Here is a 17,898-nt window from a genome sequence, read left to right as displayed (position 1 = left end):
AACGTCACTCTTTATTTTTTTCGTAAATCTAATGTGTAAGGAAACTCGAAGTTAATAGGTAATTCTTTGTATGTAAACTTTTTAGAACTACCTTTTTGTTCAACATTTCTTGTAGGATTATCTACGTCTAAGTTTATATTTTCTATCGGATTAATTTCACCTTGTGTATGACCAAATTCCCAGAAACGATTTATTCTTCTTGATTCTGCTTCATAACCATTTATAGGATATGCGTCATAAGATCTACCACCTGGATGTGCTACAAAATAAGTACAACCACCAATAGAGCGCTTGTTCCATGTATCTACAATATCAAAAACCAATGGTGTGTCTACAGGAATTGTTGGGTGTAGGGCAGAATATGGATCCCATGCTTTGTAACGTATACCAGCAACGTATTCTCCTTTTACTCCTGTATTTTTTAATTGAACTTTTACGCCATTACAAGTTAATACAAACCTTTCTTCTGTAAAGTTAGAAACTTTTACTTGTAACCTTTCTAATGAAGAATCTACATATCTAGCAGTTCCTCCACCAGTCATTTCTTCACCTAAAACATTCCAAGGTTCTATTCCTGCACGTAATTCTAAATGTACATTGTTAATCTCTACCATTCCGTGTAACGGAAATCTAAATTCAAAAAATGGATTAAACCAATCTTCTTGAAAATCGTAACCCGCTTTGTTAAGTTGAGAAACAATATCTTTAATATCTTCTCTTACATAGTGTTCTATTAGAAATTTATCATGTAATTCTGTTCCCCAACGCACAAGATTATGTTCGTATGGTTTTTTCCAGAACCAAGAAACTAAAGTTCTTACCAATAACATTTGTACTAAACTCATTTTTGGGTGAGGAGGCATGTCAAAACCACGAAGTTCTAAAATACCTAACCTTCCAGTAGAAGAATCTGGTGAGTACAATTTATCGATACAAAATTCTGCTCGATGTGTATTACCTGTTAAATCTGTTAATAAATGTCTAAAAAGTCTATCTGTTAACCAAAAAGGAACTTCGCCATCTTTAGGAATTTGACTGAAAGCTATTTCTAATTCGTATAAATTATCCATACGAGCTTCATCTATCCTTGGAGCCTGACTTGTAGGTCCTACAAAAGAACCAGAAAATAAATATGTTAATCCTGGGTGATGTTGCCAAAAAGTTAATAAACTTCTTAGTAAACTTGGTTTACGTAAAAGTGGACTATCAGCAGGTGATGTTCCTCCTAATGTTACATGATTTCCTCCACCAGTTCCTGTATGTTTACCGTCTAACATAAACTTTTCTGTACCTAGCCTAGAGAGTTTTGCTTGTTCATAAAAGGTAAACGTATTTTTACATAAATCTGTCCAATTAGTAACAGGATGCACATTTACTTCAATAACCCCTGGATCTGGAGTAATCTTTAAAGATTCTAGCCTATTATCTTTTGGTGGGTCGTAACCTTCCATAATAACAGGAACATCTAGTTCTTTGGCTGTAAACTCAATTGCAGCAATTAACTCTAGAAAGGTTTCTGCTGTTTCTAAAGGTGGCAAAAACAAATACAATTTACCATCTCTTATTTCTGTACAAATTGCAGTTCTAACAAAATAATTTGGTTGGTTTTTATCCAATCCATTATCCAAATAATCTTTATGCCTATTTTTTACTATATTTTTAAAACTTGGTAGGCGTTTCTTTTTAGAGAATAAATCTGGTTCGTATACAGGAAAAACTTCTGATTCTGGTTTTTCTAATAAAGAACTAAGAGGTAACCTTAAACCCATTGGAGAATTTCCTGGAGTTAAGAATAAATGTTGTCTTCTAAAAGACCATTCGCTAGTAAACCATTTGCCTTCTGTATTGTTTAAAGGCAGTAAATGCCCAACAGGAGTAGAAGTACCGTTTTCTAAAATATCTTTTAGTTTATTTTTTACCAAAGAATTGTCTTTATCTTTAGTAGGATCTATATCTATTGGTAAATTACCTTGTTCCCATAAAAAATAGAAAGCATCTTCGAAACCGGGTATTATATGTTGTGTAGAAACACCTAAATATTTAGTTAGAGTTTCTAAAAATAATTTATCTGTATTTGGTGGTACCACAAAATCATCTGCAAAAGTTGCTAGATACTTTTTATTAAACCAAATTGGTCTGCCATCTTTTCTCCAACAAATTTCTATTTGCCACCTTGGTAAAGGTTCACCAGGATACCATTTTCCTTGTGCGTGATGCAAAACAGCACCATTACCAAACTTATCATATAGTCTTTGAGATAAATCTTTTGCAAGCTTTTGTTTGTGTGGGCCATCTGCAGCAGTATTCCATTCCGGAGACTCTAAATCATCTACCGAAATAAATGTAGGTTCGCCTCCCATAGTTAAACGAACATCGTTTTTTTGTAACTGTTTTTCTACTTTATGCCCTAACTTATCAATATCTAACCATTGTTCTTCAGTATATGGTTTTGTAACTCTTGGCGATTCAAAAATTCTTGTAACAGAGTTTTCAAAAAAGAATTCTGTTTCACATTTATCTGTCATTCCAGAAACTGGTGCAGCACTTTCAAAAGAAGGTGTACAAGCTAACGGAATATGACCTTCACCAGCTAATAAACCAGAAGTTGCATCAAAACCAATCCAACCTGCACCTGGTAAATAAACTTCTGCCCAAGCATGTAAATCTGTAAAATCTTCTGCAGGACCAGAAGGACCGTCTAAAGATTTTTCATCTGACTTTAATTGAACTAAATAACCAGAAACAAAACGAGCACCAAAACCTAAATGACGTAACGTTTGTACAAACAACCAAGCATAATCTCTACAAGAACCATTTTTTTGCTGTAATGTTTCTTCACAAGTTTGAACACCAGGGTCCATTCTAATGTTATAATTTAAATATTCATAAATTTTCTGATTGATATCAATTAGAAAATAAATGGTTTTTCTAGGCGTGTAATCTAATGTTTTTATAAAGTTTTTTAATAGTTTTCCTTTATCTGTAATTTCTAAATATGGCTGTAATTCTTTTTTAATAATATCTGTGTATACAAAAGGAAATTCCTCTGCATACTCTTCAATAAAAAAATCAAACGGATTTATGGTCTTTAAATCTGCAATAATTTCTACATCTATAGACAGTTCATCTGTTTTCTCTGGAAAAACTAAACGTGCAACATAGTTTCCAAAAGGATCTTGCTGCCAATTAAAAAACTGGTTTTCTGGAGTTATTTTTATGGAATAAGATTCTATTGGTGTTCTAGAATGAGGTGCAGGTCTTAATCTAAAAATATGAGGAGACAAAGATACTTTACGATCATATTTATAAGTAGTCTTATGAGAAATTACAATTTTTAATGCCATAGGTTTTCATATTATTTGTCAGTAATTTTATTACTAAAATAACCACAAGGAGTAATTACAAACTTAGCTTTTTTAATTACTAAATAGAATTAAAAGGTATAAAAAAAGTATTGATAAATCAAATTTTATTATAATATTCGTTTTATCATATTTAAAATATCAATTTAACATTTTTTAGACTTTATTAAATTGTTATTAATGATTAAATTTAGATTTAATCTTATAGATAGAAGATAATTACACTTGTTTTCGATCTACATAAAGTTAAAATATTAAAATAGAGGTTGCGTACTACTTTTTATGAATTAGAAGCATATAAAATTAAAAAAACACCAATCATAATTCCTGCTAAAGGAACTAATTTTTTGCGTTTGTTTTTCTCTTTAAAAACAATACCTCCAATAACTACCGCAATTATTAATTGACTCCTTTTTATAGCAGATAGTAACATAATTAAAGCATCTGGATCCTGTAGTGCTTTAAAGTAAAAATAATCTGCTGTTTGTAAAAGAAACCCAACAGCAACAATAGTCCAACGAAATTTAAAAGCTTTTCGTTTTGCTGCATTAGGAAACCAAGTAATCGATAAAATTACCAATAATATTAAGACTGTATACCAACAAAACCAAAATTGTAAGGTTTGTGGATTTAATTCTAAACTCTGAATTAAAAACTTATCATACAAACCACTCGAAGCACCTAAGAATGTTGCACCAATAATAGCAAAAACCCATTTATTACGTTTAAAATTAATACCTTCTTTTTTACCTATTTTAGAATATAAAATAACTGAGAAAATAATAAGAAAAAAACCAATCCATTGTAAAAAATTGGGTTGTTCTTTATAAATTAAAATAGCACCAATAAAAGTAAAAAATGGTCCTGCAGAACGAATAGGAGCAACAATAGTTATTGGTAAATGTTTTAAAGCTTGGTATGCTAAAACCCAAGAAGCGGCCATTATCATCGATTTTATAAATATAAAACCATGTGTTTCCCAAGGAATAGGTGTAATGTAAAAACCGATTTCTTTTGTGTATTCAGGAAAATAAATTGAACCAATAAAAAAGGGTAATAAAAGTAAAAAACCAGAGAGTATTGTACCTAAAAGTACAGGGAAAACTTCATTTCCTTGTACTGCGTGTTTCTTACATAAATTGTGTAATCCTAAAAAAAGTGCGGCCAATAAGCCTAAATACATCCACATGGCGCGAATATAGTTTTTTAAGACATTCTGTAATTATAAAATGATATGATTTTTGAAGCATTTAATATAAAATGTAATTTCTTTTAAACAAAAAAAGGGTTGTCTATAAATAGACAACCCTTTTTAAATTATTTAAATTTAAATTATTTTAAACTCTCTAATAATTTTTCTGCTACTAATTCAGATGAAGCAGGGTTTTGACCTGTAATTAAATTACCATCTTGAATTGCATATGCAGCCCAATCTTCTTTTTTAGAATAAATTCCGCCATTTTTGGTAAGCATGTCTTCTACTAAAAACGGAACTACAGATGTTAAACCAACAGCATCTTCTTCTGTGTTTGTAAAACCTGTTACTTTTTTTCCTGTTACTAAAGGCGTTCCATCTGCATTTTTAACATTTTTTAAAGCAGCTGGTGCATGACATACAAAAGCAACTGGCTTGTCTTGATTATTAAATTTTTCTATTAATGAAATAGAAGTTGCATCATTAGCTAAATCCCATAATGGTCCATGTCCACCAGGATAGAAAACTGCATCAAAATCATCTGCATTTATATCAGATAATTTCTTTGTATTTGCAATTTTTGCTTTAGCATCTGCATCTTTATTGTAACGATCTGTTGCTTCTGTTGCAGCATCCGGTGCATCACTACTTGGGTCTATAGGGGCAGCGCCACCTTTAGGAGAAGCAATTGTAATGGTTGCTCCTTTATCTAATAAAGTATAATATGGGTTTGCAAATTCTTCTACCCAAAAACCTGTTTTTTTTCCTGTATCTCCTAATTTATCGTGAGATGTTAATACAAATAATACGTTCATTTTTTTTGTTTTAATTAATTCTTTTTTTTCTTCTGAAACTTTTTCTGAAGATACTTCTTTTTTTGATTCTTTACAACTTGATGCTGTAACAATTGTAAGCGCTAAGGCTATTATTTTTGTGATTTTCATATATTTAATTAGTAAGCCATTTTTACTATTTTCTCTACTTTTTCTGGTGTTAAATTTTGGTGTTCTCCTAAACCTAACCAACCTCTATCTGTAAAACGTTGTGCTATCTTTTCTGCGGTTCCTTCATATTCTTTCGTATAATCAGATAGTTTAGTATCGATACCTAATTCATGAAAGAAATCTACTGTTTTTTCGATAGCAGCGTATGCTTTGTCATCTATACTTCCATCAGTAATATTCCAAATACGTTCTCCATATTGAGCTAACTTTTCTTTTTTAGCTTCAAAATTATATTTGTAATGACTTGGTGCAATTACTGCTAAAGTGCGCGCATGATCTATACCAAATAAAGCAGTTAATTCATGTCCCATTGCGTGTACTGCCCAATCTCCAGGAACTCCTTTTTGTATCAATCCGTTTAAAGCCATTGTACAACTCCACATAAAGTTTGCAGTAGCATCATAATCTGTAGGGTCTTTTAATACTTTAGGAGCAACTTCTATAATGGTTTGTAAAATGCTTTCAGCAAAACGATCTTGTAATAACCCGTTAACTGGGTACGTCATATATTGCTCTAAGACGTGCGTAAAAGAATCCATTAATCCGTTTGCCAATTGGCGTTGTGGTATAGAACTAATTACTTGTGGATCTAATATTGAAAATACAGGAAATAAACCTGGACCACCCATTGCTAATTTCTCTTTAGTTTCTGCTCTTGTTATTACGGCACCAGAATTCATTTCAGATCCTGTTGCAGGCAATGTTAAAACAGTAGCAAAAGGCATTCCTTTTTCTGTTCTAATATTTTTAGTTAAGATATCCCAAGGTGTTTCACCATCATATACTGCAGCAGCAGATAAAAATTTAGTTCCGTCTATAACAGAACCACCACCAACAGCTAATAAATAAGTAATACCTTCTTCTTTAATAACATCTAAAGCTTCAATTAGGGTTGCGTATTCTGGGTTTGCAGGAATCCCTCCAAACTCTACAACTTCATAAGCTGTTAAAGCTTTTTTTACTTGTTCGTAAATTCCGTTTTTCTTAATACTACCACCGCCATACAATAATAATATTTTGGCTTCTTTAGGAATTTCTGTTTCTATTTGTTTAATTGTATCCTTTCCAAAAATAATTTTGGTTGGGTTTTTTAATTCAAAATTGTTCATTTTTTTCTCTTTAAATTTTAACGATCATTTTTCCTTTGTTTTTACCTTCAAATAAGTCGATAAAAGCATTAGGGATATTATCGAAACCATCTACAATAGTTTCTGTGTACTTTAATTTTCCATCTGCTAACCAACCAGATAAATGTTGCATTGCTTCAGGAAATTTATCAGCATAATTAGAAATAATAAAACCCTGCATTAAGGCACTATTTTTAACTAAAAAGGGCTGTACACTTAAGCTTGTAGGTAATTCTGTATTGTTATAAACAGAGATTGCACCACAAATTATCATTCTAGCAAAACGATTAATATTAAATAAAACTGCATCAGATACTGGTCCACCAACATTATCGAAATAAATATCTACACCATTTGGCGCTGCTTTTTTAATATCAGCATTTATATCTTTACTTGTATTGTAATTAATACCAGCATCGAAACCAAACTTGGTTTTAAGCATTTCTATTTTTTCATCTGTACCAGCAATTCCAATAACTCTAAGTCCTAGTATTTTTGCTATTTGCCCAACAACAGAACCTACAGCACCAGCAGCACCAGAAATAACAATAGTTTCTCCTGCAACAGGTTTACCAATTTGGTGTAAACCTAAATAAGCAGTTAAACCAGTCATACCTAAAACACCTAAATACGTACTTAAAGGAGCTTTAGAACCATCTACTTTTAAAAGTCCTTCTCCATTAGAAACTTGTTTTGTTTGCCATGATAACATTCCAGAAACAAAATCACCTTCTTTAAAATTATCATTTTTAGATTCTAAAACCTTTGCAATAACGCCAGATTGTACTGGTTTATTTAATTCAAAAGAAGGAATATATGATTTAGCATCACTCATTCGTCCTCTTAAATAAGGATCTACAGAAACATATGCTGCCTCTAAAAGAACTTCTCCTTTATTAATTGTAATTTCTGTGTTTTCTGTTTTAAATTCAAAATTTGAAACAGTTGGTTTCCCTACAGGTCTATTATTTAATACTATAGTTTTAATCATAATTTTTTATTTATTCGATTACTGTAACTAAGTCTTTCATTGGTTTTCTAACTTTTACTAAATTAACTAACCAATCTTTGTCATCTGCTCTGTAACCTAATGGTAATAATACTGCACTACGTAATCCTTTTTCTTTTAAACCTAAGATTTCATCAACTGCACTAGGATCAAAACCTTCTAGAGGAGTTGCATCTACACCTTCATAAGCTGCTGCAATTATAGCATGAGCAAAAGCTATGTATGCTTGTTTAGCTGCATGATTAAAGTTCTCTTCAGCATCTTTTTGAGGATATGTATTTAGTAACATTTGACGGTAATCTTCCCAACCTTCATTTTTAAACCCACGAATTTCGTTTGTTAAATCGAACATATAATTAATACGTTCTGGCGTATATGTGTCCCAAGCAGCAAAAACTAGTAAGTGAGAACAGTCTGTTATTACAGATTGATTCCAAGCAATAGGTCTAATTTTTTCTTTTATTTCTTGATTTTTAACTACAAAAATCTCAAAAGGTTGTAAACCACTAGAAGTAGCAGCTAAACGTGCAGCTTCTAAAATTCTCTCAATTTTATCTTCAGCTACAACTTTACCATTCATTGCTTTTGCAGCATATCTCCAATTTAATTTATCTAATAATTCCATGTTTTCAAATTTATTTTTTAATGTTAATGCATCACTTTTATACTGTTCCACGCAGATTGATATGCTTCTTCTATATGTGTTTTGTCTAGTTTAAATGTGCCTCTTTTCTCTGACATCATTAAGAATGATAAAGGGTTTATTGAATAAGCGTACAACAAATAATCTGACATTGGCTTTATAATTCCTTCTTCTATTCCACGAAACCAAAGATCGAGTAGGGGTTGTAAATGTTTAATTCCTTCTTGTCTACTTGGTTCGTCGATCATTGGAGTATTATCACATTGTGCTAAAAACATTGCATTTTCACATTCTTTTAGCTTAAAATTTGCAATCCTTTTCCAAATTAATTCAAACCCATCTTCTACAGACATAGTAGCATCATAAGTTTCAAAAGCATAATCTGTATATTTTGCCTTAACATCTATATATGTCTTGTTTACTAAATCTTGCTTGTTTTCAAAATACAAATAGATAGTTGCTGGAGATACATTTGCCATTTTCGCTATTTTACTCATAGGAGTTGCGTGGAAACCGTTATTGTTTACCAGTTCGATAGTAGCTTTAATTAATGCATTTCTTTTATCTATACTTTTCTGAAGCTTCGCCATATTTTTTTATTCTGATGCAAAGATATAATAAAAAATGAATGTTCATTCTTTTTTAACAGAACTTTATATTTATTTAAAACATTGAAGTAGGAGTTAGTACAAAATCCTAGTAATTTTTAAAATTGTAATTATAAATTAATTGAAAAATAGTGTCTAATGTTTTGGTATAGATGTTTTTAATTAAAATTTAAAATTGGGTAAGTCTAGTGAAAACTCCTTTTTTTATTATCTAAAGAATATATATATATATTTCGTTTAGATTTGTGAAATCAATTTTAAAATAACAAAACATGACAGGTAGTATCCTTTTTCAAGCCATTATATTTTTAGCGGGTGCTATATTATGTGTCTCAATAGCTAAAAAATTAGGCCTAAGTTCTGTTCTTGGATATTTATTAGCAGGTGTATTAATTGGTCCTTATGCTTTAGGTTTTATAGGTGAAGAAGGGCAAGATATTATGCATTTTGCAGAATTTGGAGTTGTAGTAATGCTATTTTTAATAGGACTAGAGATCGAGCCAAAGAATTTTTGGAACATGCGAAAAACCATTGTAGGATTGGGAGGAATACAAGTTGCAGGAACCATGTTACTTTCTTATTTTTTATTCACTTTATTGGGTTATGATTGGAAGGTATCACTAGTAATATCTATGGCAGTTGCATTATCATCTACAGCAATTGCACTACAAACAATAAAAGAAAAAGGATTAATGGATACCAATTTTGGTACATCTGCATTTTCTATTTTATTGTTTCAAGATATTATTGTAATTTTTATGATTGGTGCAATACCTTTAATGTCTAATTCTAGAGAAGTTACTACTAAAGAAAGTACTCTAAATTCTACAAATTTATTAGATAGTTTACCATTAGGTTTTCAAACACTTGCTATTATTTTATCTGTTGTTTTAATTATAGTTGCAGGTAAATATTTAATAGTACCTATGTTAAGAAAAGTAGCAAAAACAGATGTAAGAGAGCTGTTAATTGCTGCTGCTTTTTTAATAGTTTTTGGAATTTCATTTATTATGGAATATGTTGGTTTAAGTCCGGCATTAGGTGCTTTTTTAGGCGGAGTAGTATTGTCTAATAGTGAGTTTAAACATGAGTTAGAAAGTACATTAGAACCTTTTAAAAACCTAATGTTAGGTTTATTTTTTATGGCAGTTGGTGCTTCCATTAATTTTATTGTTATAGCAAATAATCCGTTTACTATTGGTGGTGTTTTAATTGCTATTGTAGTTATAAAGGCTCTTGTATTGTTTATTGCAGGTCGTATTTTTAATTTAAAATTAGATCAAAATTTATTACTAACATTTAGTTTAGCACAAATAGGAGAGTTTGCATTTGTATTGCTATCCTTTGCTTTTCAATCTAATATTTTAGAACAAAAAGAACTAGATATGATGTTGGTTATAACAGCATTAACAATGGCACTTACACCTATAATTGGCTTGTTAAATGAACGCTTAATTCTTCCTAATTTAGGTACTAAAGAGTCTATTAAAAGGCCGATGGATCATATTGCAAAATCTCAGAAAATTATATTAGTAGGATTTGGTCATTTTGGAAGCACTATTGGGCGCTTCTTAAGATCTCATGGAGTAGAGGCTACCATTTTAGATCATGATTCTAATAGGGTAGACTTTCTAAGAAAAATGGGGTTTGAAGTGTATTACGGTGATGCTACACGTTTAGATTTATTAGAATCTGCAGGAATTGCAGAAGCTAAAATAATTATTTGTGCAACGAACAAATTGTCTGTATCAAAAGAAATTAATAAAATAATTAAAGCTAAATACCCACACGTAGAACTTATGATTAGGGCAAAAGATAGGTACGATGCTTATGAGTTATTAAACCTTGGTTTAGAAAATATTTATAGAGAATCTTTAGAAACTTCTTTAACATTAGCAAAAGATGTTTTGGGCAAAATTGGTTTTAAAAAAGAGACCTTAACTCAACAGGTTAAGAATTTTATAAAATATGATGAGGAAAGTTTAAGACGTTTGGCATCTGAACCAGAAAGGAATGAAACTTATATTTTTAAAGCACGTAAAGAATTAGAACAACAAGAAAAATTCTTAAACGAAGATTTTAAAAGAGGTTTGGTAGAGTTTGACGAACATTCTGATTGTAAAAATATTAAATAGGTCTATTTACAAATATTACACGGTTAAGAATATATTATTACTCTAGTTGTTAATTACATGCTTCAGAAAAAGTAAAATTATATAGTTAAAGCACGGTTTAGATGCAGAAACCATTGCGTTAAATTATTATTTAGATCACAAAGCAAAATTGTAACTAACAAATACAATAGTATTACTTCAAAAAATAAATACCAACGGAGTCCTTTTACTTACTGATGTAGTATGTTTTTTCTTATTTTAATTAAAATGTATGGCGTTGTTCATCTATAGAAGAAGCGCTTAACAGTTTATTAAATTCTTTAATAATATCAAAATTCTTAGTAATTTCTTCGGAAACTCCAATACCAGAAATACCAGTTTCTAAAATAACTTTCACATCTTTTGTTGTAATGCCTCCAGCTCCTAAAATTGGGGTTTCTGTTTTTAGAACATCTAAAATTGCTTTAAAACCGTTTAAACCTAATGTAGTAGGTAAATTATCTTTAGTAGCAGAAACTCTAAAAGGACTTAAGCTAATATAATCGACCTCTTTACCAAGTAAAGTTTCACAATCTTGTAAAGTATTCGCAGTACCACCAATAATTTGCCAAGTATACAAATGCTTTCTAGCTGTTATTGGGCATGCATCTAATTGCCCTAAGTGTACACCATCTGCTTTTACTTCTCTGGCTATTTTATAATCGTCATTTATAATTAAACGAGTTTGAAAGTAAGATGTAATTTCTCTTGCCTCTTTAGCTATTTTTAAATATTTTTTTTCAGAAACATTTTTTAAACGCAATTGTACTAATTCTGCACCTGCAGAACATGCTTTCTGAATGTTTTCTATATGCTCTTTAGGAGAATTTCCTTGAGAAATATAATGTAATTTAGGTATCATGATGTGTTCTTTTTTAATAGTAAATTATAGCTATATTTTAAGTATAAATCTATAAAATCTTTAAATAGCAACTGTTCTAGAATATTGCATAAACTGAGATTCTAAACGTTTAAGAATAGGATGATTTGTTTCTGAGTACACCACATATTGACATTTATGAAGACTCTGTGTAACAGCCATAAGTGCTGTATATGAAGTTGTTTTAGATAAAAAAGCTGCATCATCGATACTAAGAATTTTTAACTGAGTGGTATTAACACCTTCTAATAAAAGTAATTTATTCATTGTTACAGGTGTAGAAATAAGAATATCAGCACCTTCAAATATTTCCGATTTTAAAACATCTATATGTAATTTATCATCACACATATAAACACGTAAAGAAGAATGTCTTGTGTATTTTAAAAATAGATCAGATAATTCTATTACTTTTTCTCTATTCTCTACTAAAACAATAGCTCTTGGTGCAACACCAACTTCTTCACATTTTAATTTTTGTAAAGTTGTAATTAAAAGTGTTGTAGATTTACCGGCATTTTCTGGAGCAACACAAAATAGATTCGCACCACTTTTTATTACAGGAATACTAGCTTTTTGAAATGGAGTAGGAGCTGTAATTTCGTGAGATTCTAACTTTTCTAATATATGTGAGTGTAATTTTTTAAAAGGCATAGGAAATAGTAAGATAATTGATACTTAATTTTTAATATTAAAGGCAAATATACAACTAAATAGGCGTACTTAATTTTCTATTAGTACTAGTAATCAATTTTTAATTATCAGAAATAATTAGATGTATTTTATTAAAAAATATTGAATTTATTATTAATTATATTCCCTTATATTTTCCATGTGAAACTAATTTTTATTCCTTTTTTCTCTTCAGATTCTAGTGAGATTACACCATGATTTTCTGCTATTATTTTCTTAACAATTGCAAGACCAATACCAGTACTTTCCACATCGTTTTCATTGATGTCTAACTGACTAAACATTTTAAAAATCTTATGGTGGTATTTCTCATCTATACCTGGGCCATTATCCTTAACCGAAAATAAATACTCTTTAGATTTTTTAGACACTAAAATATCTATTACAGCTCGTTCTTTATCGTTGTGCTTAATAGAATTACTTATTAGATTTTGAAAAGCATGTTCTAATTCAATTTTATTCGCATAAATTTCTAAATCTTCTTTAGGAACATTAATTGTACTTTTATTTTGATGATCTACAATATTTATAACATCTTTTAGCAACTCATTTAAGCTAAACAATTCTTTATTTTTATTTCCTCTTGCAATTTTAGAATACTTTAAAAGTCCATTTATTAAAGCATCCATTTTCGAAACTACATTTTTTAATAATTTTAAATGATTTTTAGTTTCATTGTCTAAAGTAGCTTTAAGATCTTCTTCAATAAAAGAAGCCAATGCATGCACAGCAACAAGTGGCGATTTTAAATCGTGAGACACAATATGATTAAAATCATCTAATTCTGTGTTGTAATTTTCTAACAGTTTTAAATTCCCTTCTAATTCTAAATTAACACTAGACAATTGATTTGATTTTATAGAAATCTCTTTTTTCTGTTGTAAAGCTAGTTCTTTAGAATTTTCTAGTTCTTTAAATGAATTAGAAAAACGAGTCATTAAAAGCATAGAAAGTAGAAGAAAAACTAATACATATCCAAAGTTTACGTAAATTATTGCGTATCCATTTTTTTCTAAAAAGAAAAAGATATGAACATAGAAAATAATTGACCCTAATAGCATACTTACTAATAACAAAAGAGACTCATAGCGCTTAACAAGTACTGCCTTAATAATTACAAAGGTTATGTAACTAAAGTTAATAACCATACATATTAGAAAAGGTAAAAGTAACTTCGTAAAATAAGGTGGTGGCAGAAAAATATCTAGAAGACCAAGTAAAGAAAAACTATAAATTATAATTTTTGTGTAGTTTTTGTGAATAAAATTAGTGAAAATATTTTTGAAAAATAGACTAGCAGACACTCCGGAAATAAATAATGATAGGTATTCTATTTTTGTTAAAATAATCCAATTTACAGAAGGAAAAATTTCTGTTAAAGGTGCATATCTATCACTTAAAGCCATGTAAGATAGAGAGATACAAAGTGTTGCAAAGTAGAGTACTGCTTGGTCTTTATTCCAATAAAAAATAAAGAAAAACAGAAAGAATACTCCTATAAAGCCAATACAACCAATAAAAATCATGTCGGCAATTATTCTTTTAGATTTAATGTTGTAAAGATGATAGCTAGTACCTAATATTAGAGGCTCATTAATACCACCTTTATTATGGTAAAAATTTGAAACCTGAATAACAATTTCAAAATCAGTTTCATTCGTATTTAAAGGAATAATTTGTGAAAACCTTCTGTGTTGTGTTGTTGATTTTAACTTACTAACACGACCAATTTCTGATATAAACTCACCATTTATCCATAATTTAGAAGAAGAATATGCTGCAGGAATGTATAAAGAAACATGTGGCCTTTCTTTTGTAATAGAAATCTTTTTTCGATAAGTCGCATAACCAAAAGAAGGTAATTTATTACTGTTAGAAAGTTTGAATTGAGTCCAATTATTAAGTGAAACTAAAGCAAAAGACTTATGTTTAGTAAAATTATTAGGTGCTATTAACTCATTCCAATAAAACTCCCAATTAGTATCTAATTTTATTTCTGTTTCGTTATTAATAGTAGTGTTTTTAATATCTATTGGTGTAACATTCTTCTTTTCTTGCTCGAAACCATATGAAGCAACATTTAAAAAGAACAATACAAGAAAACAACATATCGTTTTTACATGCTTGTAGTAAAATGGCCTACTATTAGTTAGTGATAGTTTTGTATGTAATTTTGTTTTCATATTTAAGAAATCTAATGTAGGCATAATAACCCTCATTTTCTTTAATTGCAATTATATAACATAATTATCATTGATAAATAATTATTTTTTAGGGAGCAAACATATTAAATCCATCTTAAAATATTTTTATTATAAGAAATTAGTTCATTTTTATTTTTAAAAAATGAACTAATTCATTTTTATTATATTCGTGAAAAAAAAACAAAAAAAAATGAGAAAATTAGTACTCTATTTATTCTTACTATCATTTATTTCAGTTTCTTCTCAGGAGATTTCAGAAAATGATAAAAATGCACTTCTTGCTCTATACAATACAACAGATGGTGCAAATTGGGCAACTCCTTGGGATCTTAATGCAGATCCAACTACTTGGTATGGAGTTGTTACAGCTGTTTATTTTCCTTCGGGAGGAACAGGAGCAGAAAGACATATAGATGAAATAAATCTATCTAATAACAATTTAGTAGGTACAATTCCTGTAGAATTAGGTAATTTAAAAAGTCTTAATAAGTTAGATCTTTCAAACAATAAAATTACAGGAACTATTCCAGGAGTTTTAGGGAATGCAAACGATTTAAATTATTTATACCTTCAGAATAACCAATTAAGTGGAGATATACCTGTTGCTCTTTTTACATTAAATGAAAGACATTTTGTAGAAATTAATTTAAGTTATAATAAACTTACAGGAACATTACCAGTAGAAATAGGTAATTCTATTGCTAATGTAGGTGAAGTTAATGTTTCTAATAACCTTTTAACAGATTTACCAAATTACACTTTTGTTACATTATTTAGAATTAAAACTTTAGATATTAGTAATAATAACCTTTATTTTTCTGTTTTTGGTAGAGTAGTTTCTTTTAATAAAATTGCTAAAATTTTAGAAGATAATGTAGATAATTTAACTTACGAAACTCAGAATCCTATTAATAATATTGAAGATGTTATTATCTTAGAAGGTGAGAATACTACATTAACAACTTCTGGCTTAACACATGTAAGTAATACGTACCAATGGTATTATAACAATGTAATTATAGCAGGTGCTACAGGCATGTCTTATGATATTGTAAATGCATCACTTGCAAACTCTGGTAACTACACTTGTAAAATTAATAATGTAGATGTACCTAATTTAACTGTAGATAGAAATGTAATAACTGTAAAAGTAATTAATGAAAGAAACTCTTTAATTGCAATTTACAATGCTCTTGATGGTGCAAATTGGACCAATAAATGGGACTTAAACGCAGATATAAGTACCTGGTATGGTATTACATTAAATAGTGCAAATAGAGTAGTAGGTATCGATTTATCTCGTAATAACCTTTCTGGTGAATTACCAGATGAAACTTGGAATTTTTTAATGTTAGAAATATTAAACCTTACAAATAATAGATTCTTAGCTGGTACTTTATCTGCAAATATTAAATATTTTACCAATTTAAAAAAAATAGATATTGTTAATACTGAATTGTCTGGTAATTTTCCTTCAGAAATTTTTGCTATTACACCTTTAGAAATTTTAAAAATAGGTGATGATTTTACAGGTAGTTTAGTTGGGATAGAAAATCTTATAAATCTAAAAGAAATATCTATTAATGAAAGTTTATTTGATATACTTCCAGAAGGTTTTTGGTTAATACCAGGACTTGAAAAAATTTTAATAGTAACTCCTGCAAGTAATCTTATTGCATATAATATACCAGCTACTATAAATCAACTTACTTCATTAATTTCTTTAAATATTCATGGTAATAGTTCAACAGCTATACCTGCAGAAATTACAGAATTACCAAACCTTAAAACGTTATCTATTTCTGGTGTAATAACGGGTGAAATACCTACTAATATTGGTAATTTAACAAAGTTAGATTATTTATCTCTTAATGGTTCAAATAGTAGTGGTTTAACAGGGGAAATACCTACAAGTATAACAAACTTAGTAAACCTTAGAGTTTTATCTCTTAATAAAAATGAGTTAACAGGTGAAATACCTTCTCAAATAGGAAATTTAATAAAATTAACCACATTTGTTTTAAATAATAATAAACTTTCTGGGGCTATTCCTAAAAGTATAGGGCAATTAACCAATCTAAAAACTGCATGGTTAATGGATAATGAATTTTCTGGCGTTTTACCCGCAGAAATAGCAGGTTGTATTGCTTTAGAAAGACTGTTGCTTTATAATAATAAACTAGAAGGCAATATACCTAGCACAATAGGTGGTTTACAATCTTTAGATTACTTAAGTCTTCAGAATAATAAATTTACTGGTACTATACCAAACAGTATTACTTCTATAGCTACATTAGAAAAATTATATTTAGGAAGTAATAATTTTTCGGGAGTATTACCAGATTTTACAGTTTTAAACTTAAATACTTTAGATATTAGAAATAACTCATTTGTTTTCGAAGATTTCGAAAATATGTTTTCTTCTTATAATGCTAATATAGCTTCTTTTAGATATTCGCCTCAAGCTTATTTAGATACAGAAGAAACAATATCTAATACTGTAGGAGAAGAAATTACATTTACTGTAATGGGAACACAAAGCAGTAATAATTTATACAGTTGGTATAAAAATAATATATTGATAGACGGAGCTACAGAAAGCACATACACAATATCTAATGTAAGTTCTGAAGACATAGGTGAATATACATGTAGAATAGCTAATAGTATTATTACCGATTTAATATTGATAAAAAATAAAATAACTTTAGATGTAACTTTAGGTGAAGAAGATTTTAAAATTGCAGGTATTAAAGCATATCCTAATCCTACAAAAGGAAATCTTGTTTTATCTTTAGGTGCTATTAGTGGCGAAAACATAATTGCTTCTGTATTTGAATTAACAGGAAAACTTATTATTAAACAAAAAAATATAACAGACAACCAGACGTTAGATTTAACAAGTTTAAAAAGCGGAACCTATATTCTTAAGCTTACATCTAATGCAAAAACATATGTATCTAAAATTGTAAAACAATAACATTTACTATAAGACACTATTTAACAAAAAAAAGCCCTGA

General features: G+C 29.3%; 12 protein-coding genes. 2 read left to right on the top strand and 10 right to left on the bottom strand.

Features of this window, described 5'->3' with window-relative positions:
* Positions 1-11: 11 nt before the first annotated feature.
* From SHK09_RS04095 to SHK09_RS04065, 7 genes are all read right to left on the bottom strand, one after another.
* Positions 12-3,344 carry a transglutaminase family protein gene (locus SHK09_RS04095; protein ID WP_319809507.1) on the bottom strand — a complete coding sequence of 1,111 codons (3,333 nt, stop codon included), beginning with the start codon at positions 3,342-3,344 and terminating at the stop codon, positions 12-14.
* 298 nt (positions 3,345-3,642) lie between these two features.
* Positions 3,643-4,551 carry an EamA family transporter gene (locus SHK09_RS04090; RefSeq protein ID WP_319809506.1) on the bottom strand — a complete coding sequence of 303 codons (909 nt, stop codon included), beginning with the start codon at positions 4,549-4,551 and terminating at the stop codon, positions 3,643-3,645.
* Between the two features lie 143 nt (positions 4,552-4,694).
* Complete coding sequence (locus SHK09_RS04085) at positions 4,695-5,501, bottom strand: type 1 glutamine amidotransferase domain-containing protein (RefSeq protein ID WP_319809505.1); 807 nt, start codon at positions 5,499-5,501, stop codon at positions 4,695-4,697.
* An 8-nt stretch (positions 5,502-5,509) separates the two neighbouring features.
* Positions 5,510-6,670 (bottom strand): iron-containing alcohol dehydrogenase, encoded by a 1,161-nt coding sequence (locus tag SHK09_RS04080; RefSeq protein ID WP_319809504.1) that lies wholly within the window; start codon positions 6,668-6,670, stop codon positions 5,510-5,512.
* 10 nt (positions 6,671-6,680) lie between these two features.
* The gene (locus SHK09_RS04075; RefSeq protein ID WP_319809503.1) at positions 6,681-7,679 is read right to left on the bottom strand and encodes an NADP-dependent oxidoreductase; all 999 of its coding nucleotides are present in this window, start codon (positions 7,677-7,679) and stop codon (positions 6,681-6,683) included.
* Between the two features lie 10 nt (positions 7,680-7,689).
* Entirely contained in the window at positions 7,690-8,322 is a 633-nt protein-coding gene (locus SHK09_RS04070; protein ID WP_319809502.1) for a nitroreductase family protein, read from the bottom strand.
* 23 nt (positions 8,323-8,345) lie between these two features.
* The gene (locus SHK09_RS04065; protein ID WP_319809501.1) at positions 8,346-8,930 is read right to left on the bottom strand and encodes a TetR/AcrR family transcriptional regulator; all 585 of its coding nucleotides are present in this window, start codon (positions 8,928-8,930) and stop codon (positions 8,346-8,348) included.
* A 290-nt stretch (positions 8,931-9,220) separates the two neighbouring features.
* Here SHK09_RS04065 and SHK09_RS04060 point away from each other — a divergent pair, with 290 nt between their 5' ends.
* Positions 9,221-11,083 carry a monovalent cation:proton antiporter-2 (CPA2) family protein gene (locus SHK09_RS04060; RefSeq protein WP_319809500.1) on the top strand — a complete coding sequence of 621 codons (1,863 nt, stop codon included), beginning with the start codon at positions 9,221-9,223 and terminating at the stop codon, positions 11,081-11,083.
* 241 nt (positions 11,084-11,324) lie between these two features.
* Here SHK09_RS04060 and SHK09_RS04055 read toward each other — a convergent pair whose 3' ends face one another.
* The 3 genes from SHK09_RS04055 to SHK09_RS04045 all read right to left on the bottom strand — a co-directional run bounded on the left by SHK09_RS04055 (position 11,325) and on the right by SHK09_RS04045 (position 14,857).
* Entirely contained in the window at positions 11,325-11,963 is a 639-nt protein-coding gene (locus SHK09_RS04055) for a thiamine phosphate synthase (protein WP_319809499.1), read from the bottom strand.
* Positions 11,964-12,023: 60 nt separating this feature from the next.
* Positions 12,024-12,635: a DEAD/DEAH box helicase gene (locus SHK09_RS04050; RefSeq protein ID WP_319809498.1), complete on the bottom strand. Its 612-nt coding sequence runs from the start codon at positions 12,633-12,635 to the stop codon at positions 12,024-12,026.
* 167 nt (positions 12,636-12,802) lie between these two features.
* The gene (locus SHK09_RS04045) at positions 12,803-14,857 is read right to left on the bottom strand and encodes an ATP-binding protein (protein WP_319809497.1); all 2,055 of its coding nucleotides are present in this window, start codon (positions 14,855-14,857) and stop codon (positions 12,803-12,805) included.
* A gap of 211 nt (positions 14,858-15,068) precedes the next feature.
* On the opposite strand from SHK09_RS04045, the gene SHK09_RS04040 reads away from it, so the two are divergent.
* Positions 15,069-17,858, top strand: a complete 2,790-nt coding sequence (locus SHK09_RS04040) for a T9SS type A sorting domain-containing protein (protein ID WP_319809496.1) — start codon at positions 15,069-15,071, stop codon at positions 17,856-17,858.
* The last annotated feature ends 40 nt before the right edge of the window (positions 17,859-17,898 follow it).

This window comes from Polaribacter sp. PL03, from assembly GCF_033875165.1.
Taxonomy (GTDB): domain Bacteria; phylum Bacteroidota; class Bacteroidia; order Flavobacteriales; family Flavobacteriaceae; genus Polaribacter.
The sequence above is the reverse complement of the archived record's forward strand: the minus strand, read 5'-3'. Positions and strand labels throughout refer to the sequence as shown.

Bases quoted from the DNA above. Each gene is read 5' to 3' on its own strand.
- SHK09_RS04095 (WP_319809507.1), bottom strand. From the start codon at position 3,344: ATGGCATTAAAAATTGTAATTTCTCATAAGACTACTTATAAATATGAT.
- SHK09_RS04090 (WP_319809506.1), bottom strand. From the start codon at position 4,551: ATGTGGATGTATTTAGGCTTATTGGCCGCACTTTTTTTAGGATTACAC.
- SHK09_RS04085 (WP_319809505.1), bottom strand. From the start codon at position 5,501: ATGAAAATCACAAAAATAATAGCCTTAGCGCTTACAATTGTTACAGCA.
- SHK09_RS04080 (WP_319809504.1), bottom strand. From the start codon at position 6,670: ATGAACAATTTTGAATTAAAAAACCCAACCAAAATTATTTTTGGAAAG.
- SHK09_RS04075 (WP_319809503.1), bottom strand. From the start codon at position 7,679: ATGATTAAAACTATAGTATTAAATAATAGACCTGTAGGGAAACCAACT.
- SHK09_RS04070 (WP_319809502.1), bottom strand. From the start codon at position 8,322: ATGGAATTATTAGATAAATTAAATTGGAGATATGCTGCAAAAGCAATG.
- SHK09_RS04065 (WP_319809501.1), bottom strand. From the start codon at position 8,930: ATGGCGAAGCTTCAGAAAAGTATAGATAAAAGAAATGCATTAATTAAA.
- SHK09_RS04060 (WP_319809500.1), top strand. From the start codon at position 9,221: ATGACAGGTAGTATCCTTTTTCAAGCCATTATATTTTTAGCGGGTGCT.
- SHK09_RS04055 (WP_319809499.1), bottom strand. From the start codon at position 11,963: ATGATACCTAAATTACATTATATTTCTCAAGGAAATTCTCCTAAAGAG.
- SHK09_RS04050 (WP_319809498.1), bottom strand. From the start codon at position 12,635: ATGCCTTTTAAAAAATTACACTCACATATATTAGAAAAGTTAGAATCT.
- SHK09_RS04045 (WP_319809497.1), bottom strand. From the start codon at position 14,857: ATGAAAACAAAATTACATACAAAACTATCACTAACTAATAGTAGGCCA.
- SHK09_RS04040 (WP_319809496.1), top strand. From the start codon at position 15,069: ATGAGAAAATTAGTACTCTATTTATTCTTACTATCATTTATTTCAGTT.